This window comes from Paenibacillus sp. MMO-58 (genome assembly GCF_037146255.1).
GTDB lineage: Bacteria > Bacillota > Bacilli > Paenibacillales > Paenibacillaceae > Pristimantibacillus.
In genome coordinates this window covers 24763-41940 of record NZ_JBBCVY010000023.1, presented here as the reverse complement: position 1 = coordinate 41940, position 17178 = coordinate 24763, and the positions used below count along the sequence as shown (strand labels likewise).

17 protein-coding genes, 1 tRNA gene and 1 other RNA gene are annotated in these 17178 nt (G+C 49.7%); 4 read left to right on the top strand and 15 right to left on the bottom strand.

What is annotated here, in order from left to right:
• Positions 1-320 (top strand): hypothetical protein (locus WFJ73_RS32515; RefSeq protein ID WP_336776898.1); only part of this gene is annotated, 320 nt, incomplete at its 5' end.
• Between the two features lie 179 nt (positions 321-499).
• Here the strand turns inward: WFJ73_RS32515 and WFJ73_RS32510 are convergent.
• Both WFJ73_RS32510 and WFJ73_RS32505 read right to left on the bottom strand, forming a co-directional pair.
• Positions 500-1000 (bottom strand): hypothetical protein, encoded by a 501-nt coding sequence (locus tag WFJ73_RS32510; protein WP_336776897.1) that lies wholly within the window; start codon positions 998-1000, stop codon positions 500-502.
• 44 nt (positions 1001-1044) lie between these two features.
• Positions 1045-1557 carry a hypothetical protein gene (locus tag WFJ73_RS32505; RefSeq protein WP_336776896.1) on the bottom strand — a complete coding sequence of 171 codons (513 nt, stop codon included), beginning with the start codon at positions 1555-1557 and terminating at the stop codon, positions 1045-1047.
• Positions 1558-1789: 232 nt separating this feature from the next.
• Here WFJ73_RS32505 and WFJ73_RS32500 point away from each other — a divergent pair, with 232 nt between their 5' ends.
• Entirely contained in the window at positions 1790-2146 is a 357-nt protein-coding gene (locus WFJ73_RS32500; protein WP_336776895.1) for a collagen-like protein, read from the top strand.
• 93 nt (positions 2147-2239) lie between these two features.
• Here the strand turns inward: WFJ73_RS32500 and ssrA are convergent.
• The 11 genes from ssrA to WFJ73_RS32445 all read right to left on the bottom strand — a co-directional run bounded on the left by ssrA (position 2240) and on the right by WFJ73_RS32445 (position 14602).
• Positions 2240-2605, bottom strand: a transfer-messenger RNA (tmRNA) gene (gene ssrA, locus WFJ73_RS32495).
• Positions 2606-2848: 243 nt separating this feature from the next.
• Positions 2849-3331: an SsrA-binding protein SmpB gene (gene smpB / locus WFJ73_RS32490; RefSeq protein ID WP_116394244.1), complete on the bottom strand. Its 483-nt coding sequence runs from the start codon at positions 3329-3331 to the stop codon at positions 2849-2851.
• Between the two features lie 162 nt (positions 3332-3493).
• Positions 3494-3694: a cold-shock protein gene (locus tag WFJ73_RS32485; RefSeq protein WP_012772186.1), complete on the bottom strand. Its 201-nt coding sequence runs from the start codon at positions 3692-3694 to the stop codon at positions 3494-3496.
• Between the two features lie 288 nt (positions 3695-3982).
• A complete protein-coding gene (gene rnr, locus WFJ73_RS32480) occupies positions 3983-6817 on the bottom strand; it encodes a ribonuclease R (RefSeq protein WP_336776894.1) in 2835 nt (944 codons plus the stop codon).
• 176 nt (positions 6818-6993) lie between these two features.
• Positions 6994-7230 carry a preprotein translocase subunit SecG gene (secG, locus tag WFJ73_RS32475; RefSeq protein ID WP_116394246.1) on the bottom strand — a complete coding sequence of 79 codons (237 nt, stop codon included), beginning with the start codon at positions 7228-7230 and terminating at the stop codon, positions 6994-6996.
• 159 nt (positions 7231-7389) lie between these two features.
• Entirely contained in the window at positions 7390-8682 is a 1293-nt protein-coding gene (gene eno / locus WFJ73_RS32470; protein ID WP_116394247.1) for a phosphopyruvate hydratase, read from the bottom strand.
• Positions 8683-8760: 78 nt separating this feature from the next.
• Positions 8761-10296: a 2,3-bisphosphoglycerate-independent phosphoglycerate mutase gene (gene gpmI, locus WFJ73_RS32465; RefSeq protein WP_336776893.1), complete on the bottom strand. Its 1536-nt coding sequence runs from the start codon at positions 10294-10296 to the stop codon at positions 8761-8763.
• 1 nt (position 10297) lies between these two features.
• Positions 10298-11053: a triose-phosphate isomerase gene (gene tpiA, locus WFJ73_RS32460; protein WP_336776892.1), complete on the bottom strand. Its 756-nt coding sequence runs from the start codon at positions 11051-11053 to the stop codon at positions 10298-10300.
• Between the two features lie 38 nt (positions 11054-11091).
• A complete protein-coding gene (locus WFJ73_RS32455; RefSeq protein ID WP_336776891.1) occupies positions 11092-12273 on the bottom strand; it encodes a phosphoglycerate kinase in 1182 nt (393 codons plus the stop codon).
• A 200-nt stretch (positions 12274-12473) separates the two neighbouring features.
• Positions 12474-13478, bottom strand: a complete 1005-nt coding sequence (gene gap / locus WFJ73_RS32450; RefSeq protein WP_127498591.1) for a type I glyceraldehyde-3-phosphate dehydrogenase — start codon at positions 13476-13478, stop codon at positions 12474-12476.
• Between the two features lie 77 nt (positions 13479-13555).
• Positions 13556-14602 carry a sugar-binding transcriptional regulator gene (locus WFJ73_RS32445; RefSeq protein ID WP_336776890.1) on the bottom strand — a complete coding sequence of 349 codons (1047 nt, stop codon included), beginning with the start codon at positions 14600-14602 and terminating at the stop codon, positions 13556-13558.
• A gap of 247 nt (positions 14603-14849) precedes the next feature.
• Between WFJ73_RS32445 and WFJ73_RS32440 the strand changes: the two genes are divergently transcribed.
• A tRNA-Arg gene (locus tag WFJ73_RS32440) sits at positions 14850-14924 on the top strand.
• A 171-nt stretch (positions 14925-15095) separates the two neighbouring features.
• On the top strand, positions 15096-15677 hold the full coding sequence (clpP, locus tag WFJ73_RS32435; RefSeq protein ID WP_190276202.1) for an ATP-dependent Clp endopeptidase proteolytic subunit ClpP: 582 nt from the start codon (positions 15096-15098) through the stop codon (positions 15675-15677).
• Positions 15678-15817: 140 nt separating this feature from the next.
• On the opposite strand, the gene WFJ73_RS32430 is transcribed toward clpP, so the two are convergent.
• The gene (locus WFJ73_RS32430) at positions 15818-16087 is read right to left on the bottom strand and encodes an HPr family phosphocarrier protein (protein ID WP_012772176.1); all 270 of its coding nucleotides are present in this window, start codon (positions 16085-16087) and stop codon (positions 15818-15820) included.
• Between the two features lie 155 nt (positions 16088-16242).
• Positions 16243-17172 (bottom strand): DNA-binding protein WhiA, encoded by a 930-nt coding sequence (whiA, locus tag WFJ73_RS32425; RefSeq protein WP_336776889.1) that lies wholly within the window; start codon positions 17170-17172, stop codon positions 16243-16245.
• Positions 17173-17178 lie beyond the last annotated feature (6 nt).

Genomic DNA, 17178 nt, shown 5'->3' with positions numbered 1-17178 from the left:
GGATCAAACTCTCCATTAAAGTGTTTGACTTGCTCATTACTTGTTTTATCGCTTTTCCGTTATTTCTAACGGGGCAGTTTCGCTCGTTGTTCAGTTTTCAAAGAACAATTTTTTCAACAACGCTGCATATCTTATCACGTTATCGAATTCAGTGTCAAGCTTTATTTTTCATCGAATTTCTCAATGATGTTCAGCTTTTCGTCCGAACCGCTTGTCTCTCTCGGCCGGAATTAGAATATACCATAGATCAAAAGCACTTGGCAAGCATTATTTTAAAAAACTTTACAACCTCTCGAATAACAAAACAGGGCTGCCCTTAAGCCATATCATTATGACTTTGAGACAACCCTTCTGCGAATTGTTCTGATTACTTTGCTGCAGCCGCTGAAGTTCTCACTTGCTCGTTAGCTTTTAAAGTATCGAGAATGCTGATCTTGCCGTAACCTTTGCCTATCGTTTGCTTAGGGGGACTAACCGGTATCATCGTTTCTCACCTCCTTTACTTTATTTCAGCTGCTCTCAAATAACACCTGAGTTCGTCGAATGCCGTCTCGAATACAAGCTCTGTTCTCCCCCGGCTCTCCGTTTCTCCAATTTCTTTAGCAAACTTAGAGTACAATCTAATCAAGTAGGCATGATCGGCGCGTACATGGAATCTAACCCTATGTATCTCGCCATGCTCTTCCATGACATGATTCGTCCATCGAGCGAAGCCTTGATAGAATTGTAAGCCGTTTCGATAGGCGGAAGATAGAATCGCCGACTCAATAAACATCGTATCGCCATCGGCCTCCAACCGATATTGAATATAACCCTGCAGCTCACCATTCACGTCATCAAATAACATCAACCGGCTCTCATTCAATGAAAGCGTCAAATGGGCAATAGCGTCATAAAACAATAACCGTTCGTCAAATTCATAGCTATTCTCGAGAAAATATCGGGCAAATCTCGCATAATCTCGATCCTGATTGCAAGTTGCGGGGAAAAGACGGCCCACTACGATTTCCTCCTTCAAGCCCGCACATTCCGTGATCCTTTGCTTTACGATAGTGCTTCTCGCTTGAATTGTGCTAAATACTTATTTAATTGGTGCAAAGTGACCCGGTAGCCAACGGCCAACTCTCCGTCTCCAATCCGTTCGGCGAACTTATTGAACAGCCTTATTGCGTAGTCATCCATCCCCGTCCAAAAAACCAGCCCGCTCACTGCCTCGTTAAGCTCGTTTAAATGTTTGGCAAGCGTCTGTAATCCCTGAAGAAAAACCCTTGTACGCCTATAAGATTCAGATATAAGAGCAACTTGCAGCTGTACAACATGCCGATCTTCGTAATTGCCTTCTCCCGTGCCATGAATAAAGCCGAAAGCACCAATGACTTCCCCTCCACTGTCTAGGCAGAGAAAACATTCCTGTCCCATTAGAATAGGGCTGGCGATAAAACCGAACGCAACGAGGAAAGGATACGGCAGTCGTAAATCCTCGTAATTCTCTAACAGAAAATCCATGTACTTTTGCTGACAAACCTCGGTCGTACAAACGGAAAACGTTGCAAGCATTCCAAAATCCCCTAATTCATTTGCTTCATTATAGGAGAATTTAACAAATACAAATACCAACTTTAGTTACCAAATCCAATCTAAAAGCAAGTTTTGTACCAGAAAATGGGCTTTTCACTTAACCTCCATCGGCGTATTACCTGCTTAAAAAAAGAATATCGGTTACGCCCATTCCCTTACCTCCGCTCCTACATACAATGTTTTAGCCCATCATATAAGGAGTGACAAGATCATGTCATTTTTCCCACCTTTTGGCCCTCCAGGATTCCCTGGACAGCCAGGCCCACCGGGACCGCCTCCTGGACCTCCGGGACCTCCGGGGCAACAAGGCCAGCCGATGGCACCTAGTTCACCTCCGCCGGGATTCATCCCTCAGCAACCCGCGGTTCAGCCGTTTGCGGTTGACCCTGGCGCGATTTCACGTTGCATGTTCAGGAATACGTACATTTGGTTAAGAAACGGAAATCAATTCTGGTTCTTCCCGGTTTTCTTAGGACGCACTTCCGTCGCCGGGTTTCAATGGAACGGTAGATTCTGGATGTACACTGGCCTAAGCCTGCAATCCATTCAATCCTTTACTTGTGTCTAAATAAACACAAAAAAGCTCCGATCTACTTAGAACGGAGCTTTTCGTGTCTGAAAAAAAGCAAAAACCACATCCTCATGCGGATGTGGTTCATGATGGTGGAGGCGAGGGGATTTGAACCCCTGTCCGAAGACAACGCCACACAGGCTTCTACGGGTGTAGTCACAGTATTGATGTCACCCGAGCGTCGTCCCGTAACCGACTACGCGTTGGGTCAGCCTGATTATCTTCTTCCGTCGACCCCAGGCGGAGACCGAAGCGGCGTATCCCACTACTTGTTAGCCCCTAGTCTAGTCACATGGGCGATGCTAGGTAGGAGCACGCTCACAGGTTATTAAGCTGCGAAAGCGTAAGTTTGTTGTTGTTTGCCATTTAATAGGCTTTAGCGTTGATGAAGCAGACGACTCCCTGCTACCCGCAACCCATGCTCGTACTATCCCCGTCGAATCCATAAACGCCCCCAATATCGCATAAACGGTGTATTTCGACCGATTAGCTATAAAAAACGGAACGCCCGGAATGAGGTGTAGCGCTTCTGCGCTATTCATTACAAGCAAGTATTCCTTCAACCATTTGTTCCAGCGGCGCATTGTATCCCTTAGCGCTACTTTAGTATAACACGAACTTCATCGCAAATGCTTAGATTCTTAATGCCAATGATGGCGGAAAGCTGGAACCTGAACCAGCGAGTGAAGCAAATGCCAATTACCTTACGACTTTCTGCTTCTCGCGCAGCGCACGTTGAATATCCCGTTGCGCATCCCGCTTCGCGGCCGTATCGCGCTTATCGTATTGCTTCTTACCTTTACCAAGACCAATCAGCAGCTTTGCGTAGCCGTTGCGGACATAGATCTTCAGCGGCACTATCGAGTAGCCCTCTTGCTTGGACTGGCCGAGCAGCTTATGAATTTGCTGCTTGTGAAGCAGCAGCTTCCGAGCGCGAGTCGGATCAGTCGGATTATGGCGGTTGCCCTGTTCAAAAGGACTAATATGCATGTTATGAATAAACATCTCGCCATTCCGGATCGTCGCAAACGCATCGCTAATATTCGCTTTCCCCATGCGGAGAGCCTTGATCTCCGTACCCATCAGCACGATTCCCGCTTCATACGTATCCTCAATGAAGTAATCATGGGAAGCTTTTTTATTTTGAGCGAGCTGTTTGCCGTCATTTTTTTTAGCACCCACAGCGGTTCACCTCATTTTCGTTTACGCATTCCGATAGAGAAGCGTTATTAGGAATTCATTGTAACAACTTTATAAATCTAAAGCAAGACTCGAAAATACATCGCTTACATAAACAAAAAAACCGCCCCGTTAAGGGCGGTCTTCGTTCGTTAAATTAAGCTATTACAGCTTAACAACGTTCTCAGCTTGTGGTCCGCGGTTGCCTTGAACAACGTTGAACTCAACGCGTTGGCCTTCTTCAAGAGTCTTGAAGCCTTCGCCAACGATTGCGGAGAAGTGAACGAATACGTCATTGCCGCCTTCAACTTCGATGAAGCCGAAACCTTTCTCAGCGTTGAACCATTTAACTGTACCTTGTTGCATGTGTATTACCTCCAAAAATGTATTAATATGCGCCTATTTCGTATCGAAACAAAAAATTCACACATTGAAAAAGGTCCATGACTTAAATGACACCCTTTTCAATATGTGAATTCAGGTTCATATCATCAATTGCTTTGAGTGTACTATACCCAAAATCAAAAATCAAGCGACAAGCTTAAATATATTTCCCCAGCTTATCCAAGGAAAACGGCGCTGCTTCTCCGCAGCCTGCGCCCCGTCTTGCAGCGCCGTTATTTAGAGTTATAGTACGTTTGTCATGTTAAATATTTATTTACGTTTCTTGCGGACAAACGCTGCTGTGGAATTGCCGCCGCCATTCCCGCTACCGCCGCCGCCTTTTCTTTTCCTCTTCTTGTTCTTCCCTTCTTCGCCGGAATTATTCACTCCGCTCGAAGAATTTGCATCGCTGCGCTGGCCTCCGCCGCCTCCGCTGCGGTTGCCCCGGCCGCCGCCGCGCCTGCCGCGGCCGCCATCAAAGACAGAGCCTTGATCCGGATCTTCGCCCGTATCGGCATCTCTGCCGCGGCTGCCGCTAATCGGCAGCCCCCACATATCCGTGCGCGGCCTTGCCCCGCGCACTTGCCGCCCTTGCTCGAGCGGCGGCTTCGCCTGCTCTTGCCAAGGCGAGCGCTCCGCCGAGCCTTCGGCCGCGCGGCTCGCGCCCCCGGCCGCTCCGCGGTCAGCGCCTCCGCGCTTCCGCTTCACGTTTCCTTGCGCGCCGCTTTGCTCGGCGCTCTTAGCTCCATCGCGGCCGCCCTTGCCAGGGCCGCGATCACCACGCTCGCCGCGCGTTTCACCTCCGCGGCCGCCTTCCTTCCCGCGGCCACCCTTTCCGCCGCCGCGTCCAACTACCGCGCCCGTGTCCCCGCCGCGGCTGAAACCTCCGCGCTTGCGGCCGCCTCCGTTGCGCGCGCCAAATCCTGCATCCGCTACGCCACGGAAATCGCTGCGCGGCTTCATGTCCACCATCTCGAAATCGATCGTGTAATCGTCCATGTTCACCTGCGCCACGCGTATTTTCACTTCATCGCCAATGCGGTATACCTTCGAGGTACGCTCACCGATCAGCACCATATGAAGCTCGTGGAAGTGGTAATAATCATCCGTCAAACCGCTCAGTCGGATAAGCCCTTCCACCGTATTATCCAATTCGACAAACATGCCGAAGCTTGTCACGCTGCTGATAATGCCGTCGAATTCCTCACCGACTTTATCCAGCATGAACTCGCATTTTTTGAGCTTATCCGTATCCCGTTCCGCATCAACCGCCACGCGTTCGCGCTCGGAGGAATGCTGCGCGATATCCGGCATGCGAGCCGCCAGCGCCTCATTGCGTATTTCCGGCAACGCCCCGCCGTTCTCGAGAACTTCGCGGATAACCCGGTGAATCACAAGATCCGGATAACGCCGGATTGGAGATGTGAAGTGGGAGTAGAACTCAGCCGCAAGTCCAAAGTGGCCGAGGCTCTCCGCATCGTATTTCGCCTGCTTCATGGAGCGCAGCATCACGGTCGAAATTACCGTCTCTTCTTTCGTGCCATGGATCTCTTCAAGAAGCGTCTGCAAGGCGCGCGGATGAACGGAATTGCCTTTGCCCTTCACGACATAACCGAAATTCGATGCGAACTGCATGAAGTGAAGCAACTTCTCCTGATCCGGATCCTCGTGAATCCGGTACAGGAACGGTACGCGGAGCCAGTGGAAATGCTCGGCTACCGTCTCGTTCGCTGCCAGCATGAACTCTTCGATAATCTGCTCGGCAACAGAACGCTCACGCTTCACGATATCAACCGCTTTGCCTTCCTCGTCCACGATAACCTTCGATTCCTGGAAATCAAAGTCGATTGCGCCGCGCTTCATCCGTTTCTTCCGCAGCTTCATTGCCAGCTCTTCCATGAGCGTAAACATATCGAGCAGATCGGCATAACGTTCCTTCAACTCAGTCTCCGGCTCATCTTCGGTCGCCGTTAAGATCTTGCGCACATTCGTATAAGTCATGCGCTCTTTCGTCTTAATGACACTCGTAAAAATATCGTGGCGAACGCGCTTCAGCTTGGAGTCAAACTCCATCTCGCAGGAAAGCGTCAGGCGGTCTACCTGAGGATTCAGCGAGCAGATCCCGTTCGACAAGCGGTGCGGCAGCATCGGAATAACCCGGTCTACCAGGTAAACGCTGCACCCCCGTCGGAAAGCTTCCTGATCAAGCGCCGAACGCTCCTTCACGTAATAGCCGACATCGGCGATATGAACGCCAAGAAGATAGTTGCCGTTCTCCAGCCGCTTCACATGAACCGCGTCATCAAGGTCCTTCGCGTCTTCGCCGTCAATCGTGACAATCACTTCTCCGCGAAGATCGCGGCGGCCTTGTTCAATAATCTCCTCTTCGGTGATGGAATCCGGAGCCGCTTCGGCTTCGGCCATCACTTCGTCGGAGAAGCCCTCAGGCAGCTGATGCTTGCGGATAATTGACAAAATGTCGATACCCGGATCGTTCTTATGTCCGAGAATTTCGATAATTTCGCCTTGCGCCGCAGACCGTCCTTCCGGATAGGAAGTAATCTTTACGACCACCTTCTGACCGGTTACCGCTCCTTGGAATTCACCCTTCGGAATAAAAATATCCCGGTTAATCCGTTTATCATCCGGAACAACAAAGCCAAATGCCTCATGGCTTTCGAACGTGCCCACCACCTGCGTAACGGCACGCTGCACAATACGGACGACCTCGCCTTCCATCCGGCCTCCGCCTTCGCTTTGCGAAGTAATGCGCACCAGCGCGATATCGCCGTTCATCGCGCTCTTCTGATCGTTTGCATGTATGTAAACATCAGGATGATCCTTCTCGTCAGGCAGCAAAAACGCGAAGCCCTTCGCATGCGCCTGGATTTTCCCTCTTAGCAGGTTCATACGCTCCGGAACGCCATAGCGTTCATTGCGCGTCCGAATGACTTTGCCCTCTTCCTCGAGCTGATTAAGCAGCTTCAGGAATTCTTTAAACTCCGCCGCATCGTTAATGCCGAAATGCTGTTCCAGCTCCTGATAAGTCATCGGCTTGTAGGCCGTCTCCCGCATAAAATCAAGCAGTTCCTGCTCTTGCATCATAGTTTTCCTTGTCACCTCATACACCGGAGGCTTTCCCTACCGCCATCCAGCTACCGGTTGATAGATTATCATATATCGTTTAGTATACACGAAATCATTCCTTAGCATCCGTAAAAGCCTTGAAAAAACAAAAAAACGGAGGTCTCCCTCCGTTTCTGAGTACGAATCGTAATCATTTACACTTTAACTACGTATGCTACAACCAGCGCCAGGATAAAGAACCCGCTCGCCAGCCCTACTGTCAAACGTTGAAGGAACAAGTCCAAACCGCGCGCCTTCTGCTTACCGAACAAGTGCTCAGCACCGCCAGTAATCGCCCCGGACAAACCAGCGCTTTTCCCTTTTTGCAGCAATACAACTGAGATCAAGCCGATTGCAAAAATAACGAGCAAAATCTTCCAAAAGATTTCCATTTGATCCACCTCCAGCATAGGAGCTCCGTTAAACACATAAATTGATTTTATCATAGGAGGACAAGTAATTCAATAGTTTCAAATTTCGGCGTGAATTCCATTAAACAGCAAAAAAAAGGCATCCCCTCACCGGGATGCCTTTTACTATTGCCAAAAAACTTATTTGAAGTTTTTCAGGTTGTAGAATGCCGATTTGCCTGCATATTGAGCAACCGAACCCAGTTGGTCTTCGATGCGGAGCAATTGGTTGTATTTCGCTACGCGGTCCGTACGGGACGGAGCGCCTGTTTTGATTTGGCCAGCATTTGTAGCAACCGCGATGTCAGCGATTGTGCTGTCTTCGCTTTCGCCGGAACGGTGGGAGATAACCGCTGTGTAACCAGCGCGTTTCGCCATTTCGATCGCATCGAATGTTTCAGTAAGCGAACCGATTTGGTTAACTTTAACGAGGATGGAGTTACCCACGCCTTTTTCGATACCGTCGGACAGACGCTCCGTGTTTGTAACGAACAGGTCGTCACCAACGAGCTGTACTTTGCCGCCGAGTTTGTCAGTGAGCAATTTCCAACCTTCCCAGTCGTCTTCGGAACAGCCGTCTTCGATTGTGATGATCGGGTACTTCTCAACCCACGAAGCAAGCAGGTCAACGAATTCCGCGGAAGTGAAGGATTTGCCTTCGCCTTCGAGGTGGTATTTGCCGTCTTTGTAGAACTCAGTGGAAGCTACGTCCATACCGAGGAATACGTCAACGCCCGGTTTGTAACCAGCACGCTCGATAGCGGAGATGATCGTTGTGATCGCTTCTTCGTTGGAACCGAGGTTAGGAGCAAAGCCGCCTTCGTCGCCTACTGCAGTGTTCAGGCCTTTGTCTTTCAGAACCGATTTCAGGTTGTGGAAAATTTCAGCGCCGATGCGAAGAGCTTCTTTGAATGTAGGAGCGCCAACCGGCAGAACCATGAACTCTTGAACGTCAACGTTGTTGTCCGCATGCTCGCCGCCGTTGATGATGTTCATCATTGGAACTGGCAGAGTTTTTGCGTTGAAGCCGCCGAGGTAAGTGTACAGGGACACGTTCAGCGCGTCAGCAGCTGCGCGTGCAACAGCCATAGATACAGCCAGGATTGCGTTAGCGCCAAGCTTAGCTTTGTTAGGAGTACCGTCAAGCTCGATCATTTTGCGGTCGATAGCTACTTGATCAAGAGCGTCCAGACCGATGATTTCAGGTGCGATAATCGCGTTTACGTTCTCAACCGCTTTTTCAACGCCTTTGCCCAGGTAACGGCCTTTGTCGCCGTCGCGAAGCTCAACAGCTTCGTAAGCGCCAGTGGATGCGCCGGATGGTACGATTGCGCGGCCTTTGCCGCCGGATTCCAGGGATACTTCTACTTCTACAGTTGGATTCCCGCGGGAATCCAGCACTTCGCGTGCGTAAACGTCAACGATGATAGACATTTGAGTAACACTCCTTCAGTTATATTATTTATAGGGTTGAAGCATGGAAAACAAGCTGTATTGATTCTACCTTGAAACTTACTTCTGAATCAATGTTGTACCTGTCATTTCGGCCGGCTTAGCCAGCTCAAGCAAATCAAGAACCGTTGGAGCCAGGTCAGCCAGAATGCCGCCTTCGCGAAGCTCTCCGCCAGCAACTGTAACGATACAAGGAACAGGGTTCGTCGTATGCGCAGTGAACGGACGTCCGTTTTCGTCGAAAACCATGTCCGCATTGCCGTGGTCAGCCGTAATGATCGCCACGCCGCCTTTTGCAAGGACAGCTTCTACCACTTGGCCCAGACATTCGTCCGTTGCTTCCACCGCTTTGATTGTAGGCTCCAGCATGCCGGAGTGACCTACCATGTCAGGGTTAGCAAAGTTAAGAATGATTGCGTCATGCTTATCGGCTTCGATCTCTCTCACCGCTGCCGCCGCAACCTCGTACGCGCTCATTTCCGGCTGCAGGTCGTAAGTAGCAACCTTCGGCGAATTGATTAGTACGCGAGTCTCGCCCGGAAGCTCAACATCGCGGCCGCCGCTGAAGAAGAACGTGACATGCGGGTACTTCTCGGTTTCCGCAATACGAAGTTGTTTCTTGTTGTTTTGAACAAGCACTTCACCTAGGGTGTTGTCCAGGTTCTTAGGGGAGTAAGCCACATAACCGCCGATTGTCTCGCTGAACAGCGTCAGGCAGACAAAATGCAGGTTTTTAGGGCATTTCTCGCCACGGTCGAAGCCGCGGAAATCTTCGTTCGTGAACACTTGACCAAGCTGGATCGCACGGTCGGGACGGAAGTTGAAGAAGACGATAGAGTCTTCGGATTCAACCAGGCCTACCGGCTCATCGTTCTCGCCAACGATAACAGTTGGCATAACGAATTCATCATAAACGGATTTTTCGTAGGATTCAACTACAGCCTTGATTGGATCCGTGTATTTAGGACCATCGCCGTAAACCATTGCGCGGTACGACTTCTCCGTACGCTCCCAACGCTTGTCGCGGTCCATTGCGTAGTAACGGCCTTGAACGGTAGCGATCTGGCCTACGCCCACTTCTTCAATCTTCGCTTGCAGCTGTTCCAGGTAACCCTTCGCGCTGTCTGGCGCAACGTCGCGGCCGTCGAGGAAGGCATGAATGAATACTTCGTTCAGCTCCTCTTTCTTAGCCAGTTCCAGCAGTGCAAACAGGTGAGCAATGTGGCTGTGTACGCCGCCGTCGGACAGCAGGCCGTACAGGTGAAGCTTCTTGCCATTCGCTTTCGCGTGGCGAACCGCCCCAAGAAGCGTCTCGTTATCGAAAAATTCGCCGTCGCGGATCGACTTCGAGATACGAGTCAGGTCCTGATACACGATACGGCCTGCGCCGATGTTCAGGTGACCAACCTCGGAGTTGCCCATTTGACCATCCGGCAAACCTACTGCTTCGCCGGAAGCAGTAAGGGTTGTGTGCGGATATGTCGACCAGTAACGGTCGTAGTTTGGTTTTTTCGCTTGCGCAACGGCGTTGCCGGTTACGTCGTCGCGAAGGCCAAAGCCGTCGAGAATAATCAGTGCAACTGGTTTCGGAGCCATCTTACTTGGCCCCCTCAACGAGTGCGATATAGGAAGCCGGTTCAAGCGATGCGCCGCCGACAAGAGCGCCGTCGATGTCCGCTTGTCCCATATACTCCGCAACGTTGTTAGGTTTAACGCTGCCGCCGTATTGGATACGAACCGCTTCAGCTGTCGCTGCATCATACAGATCAGCAACTACGCTACGGATGTAACCGATAACGTCTTGCGCGTCTTCGGAAGTCGAGGATTTGCCGGTACCGATCGCCCAGATTGGCTCATAAGCGATAACCACTTCAGCTGCCTGCGCAGCCGACAGTCCCTCAAAAGCCGCTTCGGTTTGCACTTTGCAAACATCCTTCGTTTGGTTAGCTTCGCGCTCTTCGAGCTTCTCGCCTACGCAAACGATTGGCGTAATGCCGTGTTTGAAAGCAGCATGCATTTTTTTGTTAACGATCTCGTCGGTTTCAGCGAAGTAAGCACGACGCTCGGAGTGACCGATAATCACGTACTTCACGCCTAGGTCCTTCAGCATAACGCCGCTGATTTCGCCCGTGAACGCACCGTTGTCTTCGAAGTGCAGGTTTTGCGCGCCGATTGCGATCGACGTGCCTTTTGCCGCTTCAACAAGCGCCGGAAGAGTTGTGTAAGGAGCGCAAATGACGCTCTCTACGCCAGCAACCTCAGCCTTGCCTTTCACTTCGGAGAAGAACGATACAGCTTCGGAAACGGTTTTGAACATTTTCCAGTTACCTGCAATGATAGGTGTTCTGCTCATCGTATATTCCCTCTTTTCTAAACTTATATAATTCTATCTTATTTATCGTTAAGAGCTACAACGCCCGGAAGTGCTTTGCCTTCCATGAACTCCAGGGAAGCGCCGCCGCCAGTCGAGATGTGGTCCATTTTGTCTGCTACGCCGAATTTTTCAGCAGCCGCAGCGGAGTCGCCGCCGCCGATTACCGTGTAACCAGCTGTTTCCGCGCAAGCATTAGCAACCGCACGAGTACCGTGGGAGAATGGTTCGATTTCGAATACGCCCATTGGTCCGTTCCAAACAACCAGCTTGGAGTTTTTGATAACGTCAGCGTAAATTTCGCGAGTTTTAGGACCGATGTCGATGCCTTCCCAGTCAGCAGGGATGCCGTCAACGTCAACGATCTTTGTGTTTGCGTCTTTGCTGAACTCGTCAGTAATAACGATATCAACCGGAATCAGGAAGTTTTTGCCAAGCGATTTTGCTTTCTCGATGAACTCAAGAGCCAGATCAAGCTTGGAGTTGTCAACGAGCGATTGGCCGATTTCATGGCCTTGCGCTTTGAAGAAGGTGTAGGACAAGCCGCCACCGATGATGATGTTATCAGCGATCTCGATCATTTTGTTGATAACGTCGATTTTGTCTTTTACTTTCGAACCGCCAACGATCGCCGTGAAAGGACGCTCAGGGTTGTTCAGCGCTTTGCCGAGAACATCAAGCTCGCGCTCCATCAAGAGACCCGATACTGCAGGCAGGTAGTGCGCAATGCCTTCTGTCGAAGCGTGGGCGCGGTGAGCAGCACCAAATGCATCGTTTACGAACAAGTCAGCCAGCTCAGCGAATTGCTTAGCCAGTTCCGGATCGTTCTTTTCTTCGCCAGCGTGGAAACGAACGTTCTCAAGCAAGAGTACGTCACCGTTATTCAGCGCGTTAATTTGTGCTTTCACTTCTTCACCAACGGAGTCGTTAGCTTTTACAACCGGTTTGCCAAGAAGCTCGGACAGACGTACAGCAGAAGCTGTGTGACGCAGTTCTTCAACCACTTCACCGTTTGGACGGCCAAGGTGGCTCGCGAGGATAACTTTAGCGCCTTTTTCGATCAAATAGTTGATCGTAGGAAGCGTTTCGCGGATACGCTTGTCGTCAGTAATTTTGCCATCTTCGAGTGGTACGTTGAAATCGACGCGTACAAATACGCGTTTGCCTGCTACTTCTACGTCACGAACACTTTTCTTATTCAATGGTGTTGCCTCCCTGATTATGAAGTTGAAAGCATATATGAGATAAAGCCTTTAACAGCAGCAAAAAAGGCGTTCCTTCTCGCAAGAAGGAACGCCTTCGCCTAATATCCACTTAAGTGGAGCCGCAGACTAAGCGTATCCCGGAGCATCAAGCTCCGGAACGAAAGCGTTCCATGCAATTGTGGAATAGCGTGTGTATCTTACAGACCTTTGCTTGCCACGAATGCAGCAAGGTCAACTACACGGTTCGAGTAGCCCCACTCGTTGTCGTACCAGGAGATAACTTTAACCATGTTGCCTTCTACTACCATAGTCGACAGAGCGTCGATTGTGGAGGAAGCTGGGTCGCTGTTGTAGTCGCTGGATACCAGTGGCAGTTCGTTGTAGTTCAGAATGCCTTTAAGAGCGCCTTCGGAAGCTTCTTTCAGAGCTGCGTTAACTTCTTCAACAGTAACGTTAACTTTCAGTTCTGCAACCAGGTCAGTTACGGAAACGTTAGGCGTAGGAACGCGCATAGCCATACCGTTCAGTTTGCCTTTCAGTTCTGGAAGAACCAGGGATACCGCTTTTGCTGCGCCAGTCGACGAAGGGATGATGTTCTCAGCAGCTGCACGAGCACGACGCAGGTCTTTGTGAGGAACGTCCAGTACGGCTTGGTCGTTTGTGTACGAGTGAATTGTAGTCATCATACCTTTAACGATACCGAATTTGTCGTTCAATACTTTTGCGAATGGTGCAAGACAGTTCGTTGTGCAAGAAGCGTTGGAGATTACAGTGTGCGATGCAGCATCGTACTTGTCTTCGTTAACGCCCATAACGATTGTGATGTCTTCGTTAGTTGCTGGAGCGGAGATGATAACTTTTTTAGCGCCGCCTTTAAGGTGAAGCTCGGCTTTTTCTTTCGCTGTGAAGATACCAGTGGACTCAACAACGATTTCAGCGCCTACGGAGCCCCATGCCAGGTTCTCAGGGTTACGTTCAGCAAATACTTTGATTTCTTTGCCGTTAACGAGAATTGCGCCTTCTTTTGCTTCAACCGTAGCATCAAGAGTGCCATGAGTTGTGTCATATTTCAGCAGGTGTGCAAGTGTTTTAGTGTCAGTCAGGTCGTTTACCGCTACTACCTCAACATTAGGGTTGTTCAGCGATGCGCGGAACACGTTACGACCGATACGACCAAATCCGTTAATACCAATTTTAACCATTTTAAATTCCTCCTAAGCTTTTAAATGACTATGGTATATATTTCAAAACGTTCTGCAGCAGAGCCTGCCGCAAATCGTTAAGATAACGATTGCTGCTGTTCATCGATAATCGCGGACATCTCGAGAGCCGCCGCTTCATCGGTAACAAGTACATCATTGTGCCCAAATTTCATAATGGCTGCTATAGCTTCGCCTTTGCTATGACCGCCAGCTACTCCTATAACAACTTCAGTCTTCACAATATCCTCGAGTCGTAATCCTACGGTCTGCATTTTGTGAACAACTTCGCCGTTACGGTCGAAATAAAAACCGAAAGCTTCAGCCAATGCGCCATCCGCGGCCATCGCCTTCACCAGTTCAGGATTCAGCTTTCTGCGCCGGGCCATCACCATAGCGTCCCCGATCCCGTGTACGACGATTCGGGCGCTCCGGACAACCTCGACTATATCGCGGATATTCGGTTCCTGCATCATGGATGCGTAGGCTTCGTCACCAAGATGATCCGGCACATGGAGCATCCGGTAATTGGCGCCAGTACGCTTTGCCATTGTGGATGCAATGGTATTAGCTTGATAATCGAGACTTTCGCCAAGTCCGCCTCTCGCCGGTACAAACCAGTTGTTCTTGAGCGGTGTCGTAGAAGTTAATTGGTTAGCTACCTGAGCGATCGTCGTTCCGCCGGTTACGGCCACGACATCGTTTGGCTCCATCACTTTGCGAAGCACCTGGCAGGCTGCTCTTCCAAGCTCCCGCTTCGATTGCTCCGACTCCTCGGAATCGCCTGCTACAACAACGACCTGCGATAATCCGAAGTGACTCCTGATCTTCTCTTCCAGATCGGACAAACCGAATAACGTCTTGTAGAAGGGCTCCAATTGCTCAAGCAATTGCTTGCCCGCTTCACTGATCCGCATTCCCGCCGCATGAATCTCCAGCAGTCCCTGCGATTTCAGGAAATCTGTTTCCGCCCTTAGCACCCGTTCCGTCATCCCTAAGGAATTGGCGAGCGTCCTCCGGCCGATCAGATCGGACAACATCACTTGGCGCAATATCGAGTAACGCTTCTTCATTACGTCAAGCAAATCTGGGAGAAGCTGCTGCTGCAGCTCAATAATGTGACGCATCCTCTACTTTTCACTCCACCCGTCAATAGGCGTAATGGGCTTTCAGGGGATGGACGTTAAACGTCCCGCATACTCACTTTAAGTCCCACCTCTATTTTAGCTAAAAACATTTCACATGGCAAGTAAGCAATTGCCGATGAAAGCGTTTGTATTCACGATTTGCTCAAATTTATTTTTCTCATCTGTCTTGCTTTCTACAATTGAATCGCGTATACTAAGTTTTGCTGTTGCTTTCTTATGGGAATATGCGCCCGTGGTCCAATGGATATGACGTAGGCCTCCGGAGCCTGAGATCTAGGTTCGATTCCTAGCGGGCGCGCCATTCAACTTTACCTTAACGCTATACATAAACAGGAACCGTCCTCGATGAGGACGGTTTTTTTGTTTTTCTAAAAAATTGAGTTTGACTATCTTTGACTTTTGATTGATCATCCGCTAGAATGGGAATCAGTAATACCATCTTTGCTATTTTGAGGAGGGGACTTGGTTGGATATGAATTTCGTTCCTATGGTTATTGAACAGAGCAATCGCGGAGAACGCGCTTACGACATTTACTCCCGCCTTCTGAAGGATCGCATCATCTTCCTCGGGTCGGGCGTCAACGATGTGGTAGCCAACTCCATTATTGCTCAGATGCTGTTCCTTGCAGCAGAAGATCCTGAGAAAGATATTTCTCTCTACATTAACAGCCCTGGCGGATCCATTACGGCAGGCATGGCTATCTATGATACGATGCAATACATTAAACCCGATGTTTCGACAATTTGCGTCGGCATGGCTGCATCGATGGGCGCTTTCCTGCTCACGGCCGGTGCCATTGGCAAACGTTATGCGCTCCCGAACAGCGAAGTGATGATCCATCAACCGCTTGGCGGCGCTGAAGGTCAAGCAAGCGATATCGAAATCCGCGCCCGCCGCATTATCAAAATGCGCGATAAGCTGAACGGCATCCTGGCTGAGCGTTCCGGACAACCTCTCGAACGCATCGAGAAGGATACCGACCGCGATTACTTCATGAGCGCGGAAGAGGCTCGTCAATACGGTCTAGTCGATAAAGTTATCGAGCGTATCTAACACATAAATAAATAAAAGCGGCTGAACATGGATTACCATGAGCAGCCGCTTTTTTTGTCGTTTCTTCTAACATGCCACGAAAAAAGGACTATCCCATTGTCATTCAAAATGATGACTCGGGACACCCCTCTTGTCGGTTCTTATTGGTTCTCCAGCTCTTCTTTGCTGACGAGCGCGACTAAAGCGTTTACAGCCTGTTCTGCATCCGAACCCTCTGCGCTGATATGAATCTCTGTGCCCGAGCTGATCGCAAGGCTCATGATACCCATAATGGATTTTGCGTTTACTTTCTTGTCGTCTTTCTCAACAAATACTTCGGAGGAAAATTTGTTCGCTTCTTGAACGAATAATGCGGCAGGTCTAGCGTGCAAACCTGTTTTAAGACGAACGACAACCGGTAGCCTTGTCATGGTAACCATACCCCCTATACTATAATAAGTCTGGCAATTTCGCTTCAGTGCTCAGCCTGACATGACTAATACCTTTAAAATGCAATGTTACACCTTGCATAAGACTTTTTGTTCATATTATATCATTATACCATCTGATGCACTAGGTTAAAAGTTTAGCCGTTTCGGATTTTTTCCGCAAGTTCATCAATTTTCCGCAGCCGGTGGTTAACGCCGGACTTGCTTACGGTACCCTTCAGCATTTCCCCAACTTCCTTCAGGTTCATATCCGGATGCTGGAGCCTGATTTCGGCAACCTCTCTAAGCTTATCGGGAAGATTGTTTAATCCGATTTCCTTTTGCAGCAGCTTGATATTATCGATTTGTCTGACGGCCGCGCCAATCGTTTTGTTAAGGTTAGCCGTTTCGCAATTCACGATCCGGTTAACCGAATTCCGCATGTCGCGCATAATGCGGACGTCCTCGAATTTGAACAATGCCTGATGGGCGCCAATAATGTTCAGCAGCTCGATAATTTTCTCGCCCTCTTTGATGTAGAATACAAAGCCTTTCTTCCGCTCGATACATCTTGCGTTCAGTCCAAACTTGTTGGCCAGCTCAACCAGCGCCTCGCAGTGCTCTTCGTACATCGATGAAATTTCAAGATGGTACGAGGAGCCCTCCGGGTTGTTTACCGAGCCGCCTGCCAGGAATGCTCCGCGCAGATAGGATCGTTTGCAGCACGACTTTTTGATGATTTCTTTATCAATACCCAAGTTAAACACAAAGCCTTCGGATACAATTCGCAGCTCACTTAGTATTTCCTGTACCTTCGTCGGAATTCTGACGATATATACATTATTTTTTTTGAGACGCATTTTCTTACGGACCAGCAGCTCCGTATGCACTTCAAAATGTTTTTTAACCAAGGAGTAGATCCGGCGGGCAATTGCTGCGTTTTCGGTTGAGATGTCGAGGACGACTTTGCGGCTGGAGACGCTGACCGAGCCATTCATTCGAATGAGTGCGGACAATTCGGCACGTTCACAGCAGGTATCCGCCTCAACCATCGTCAGCTCTTTCTTCGTTTGGGCCGCAAATGACATCGCTTG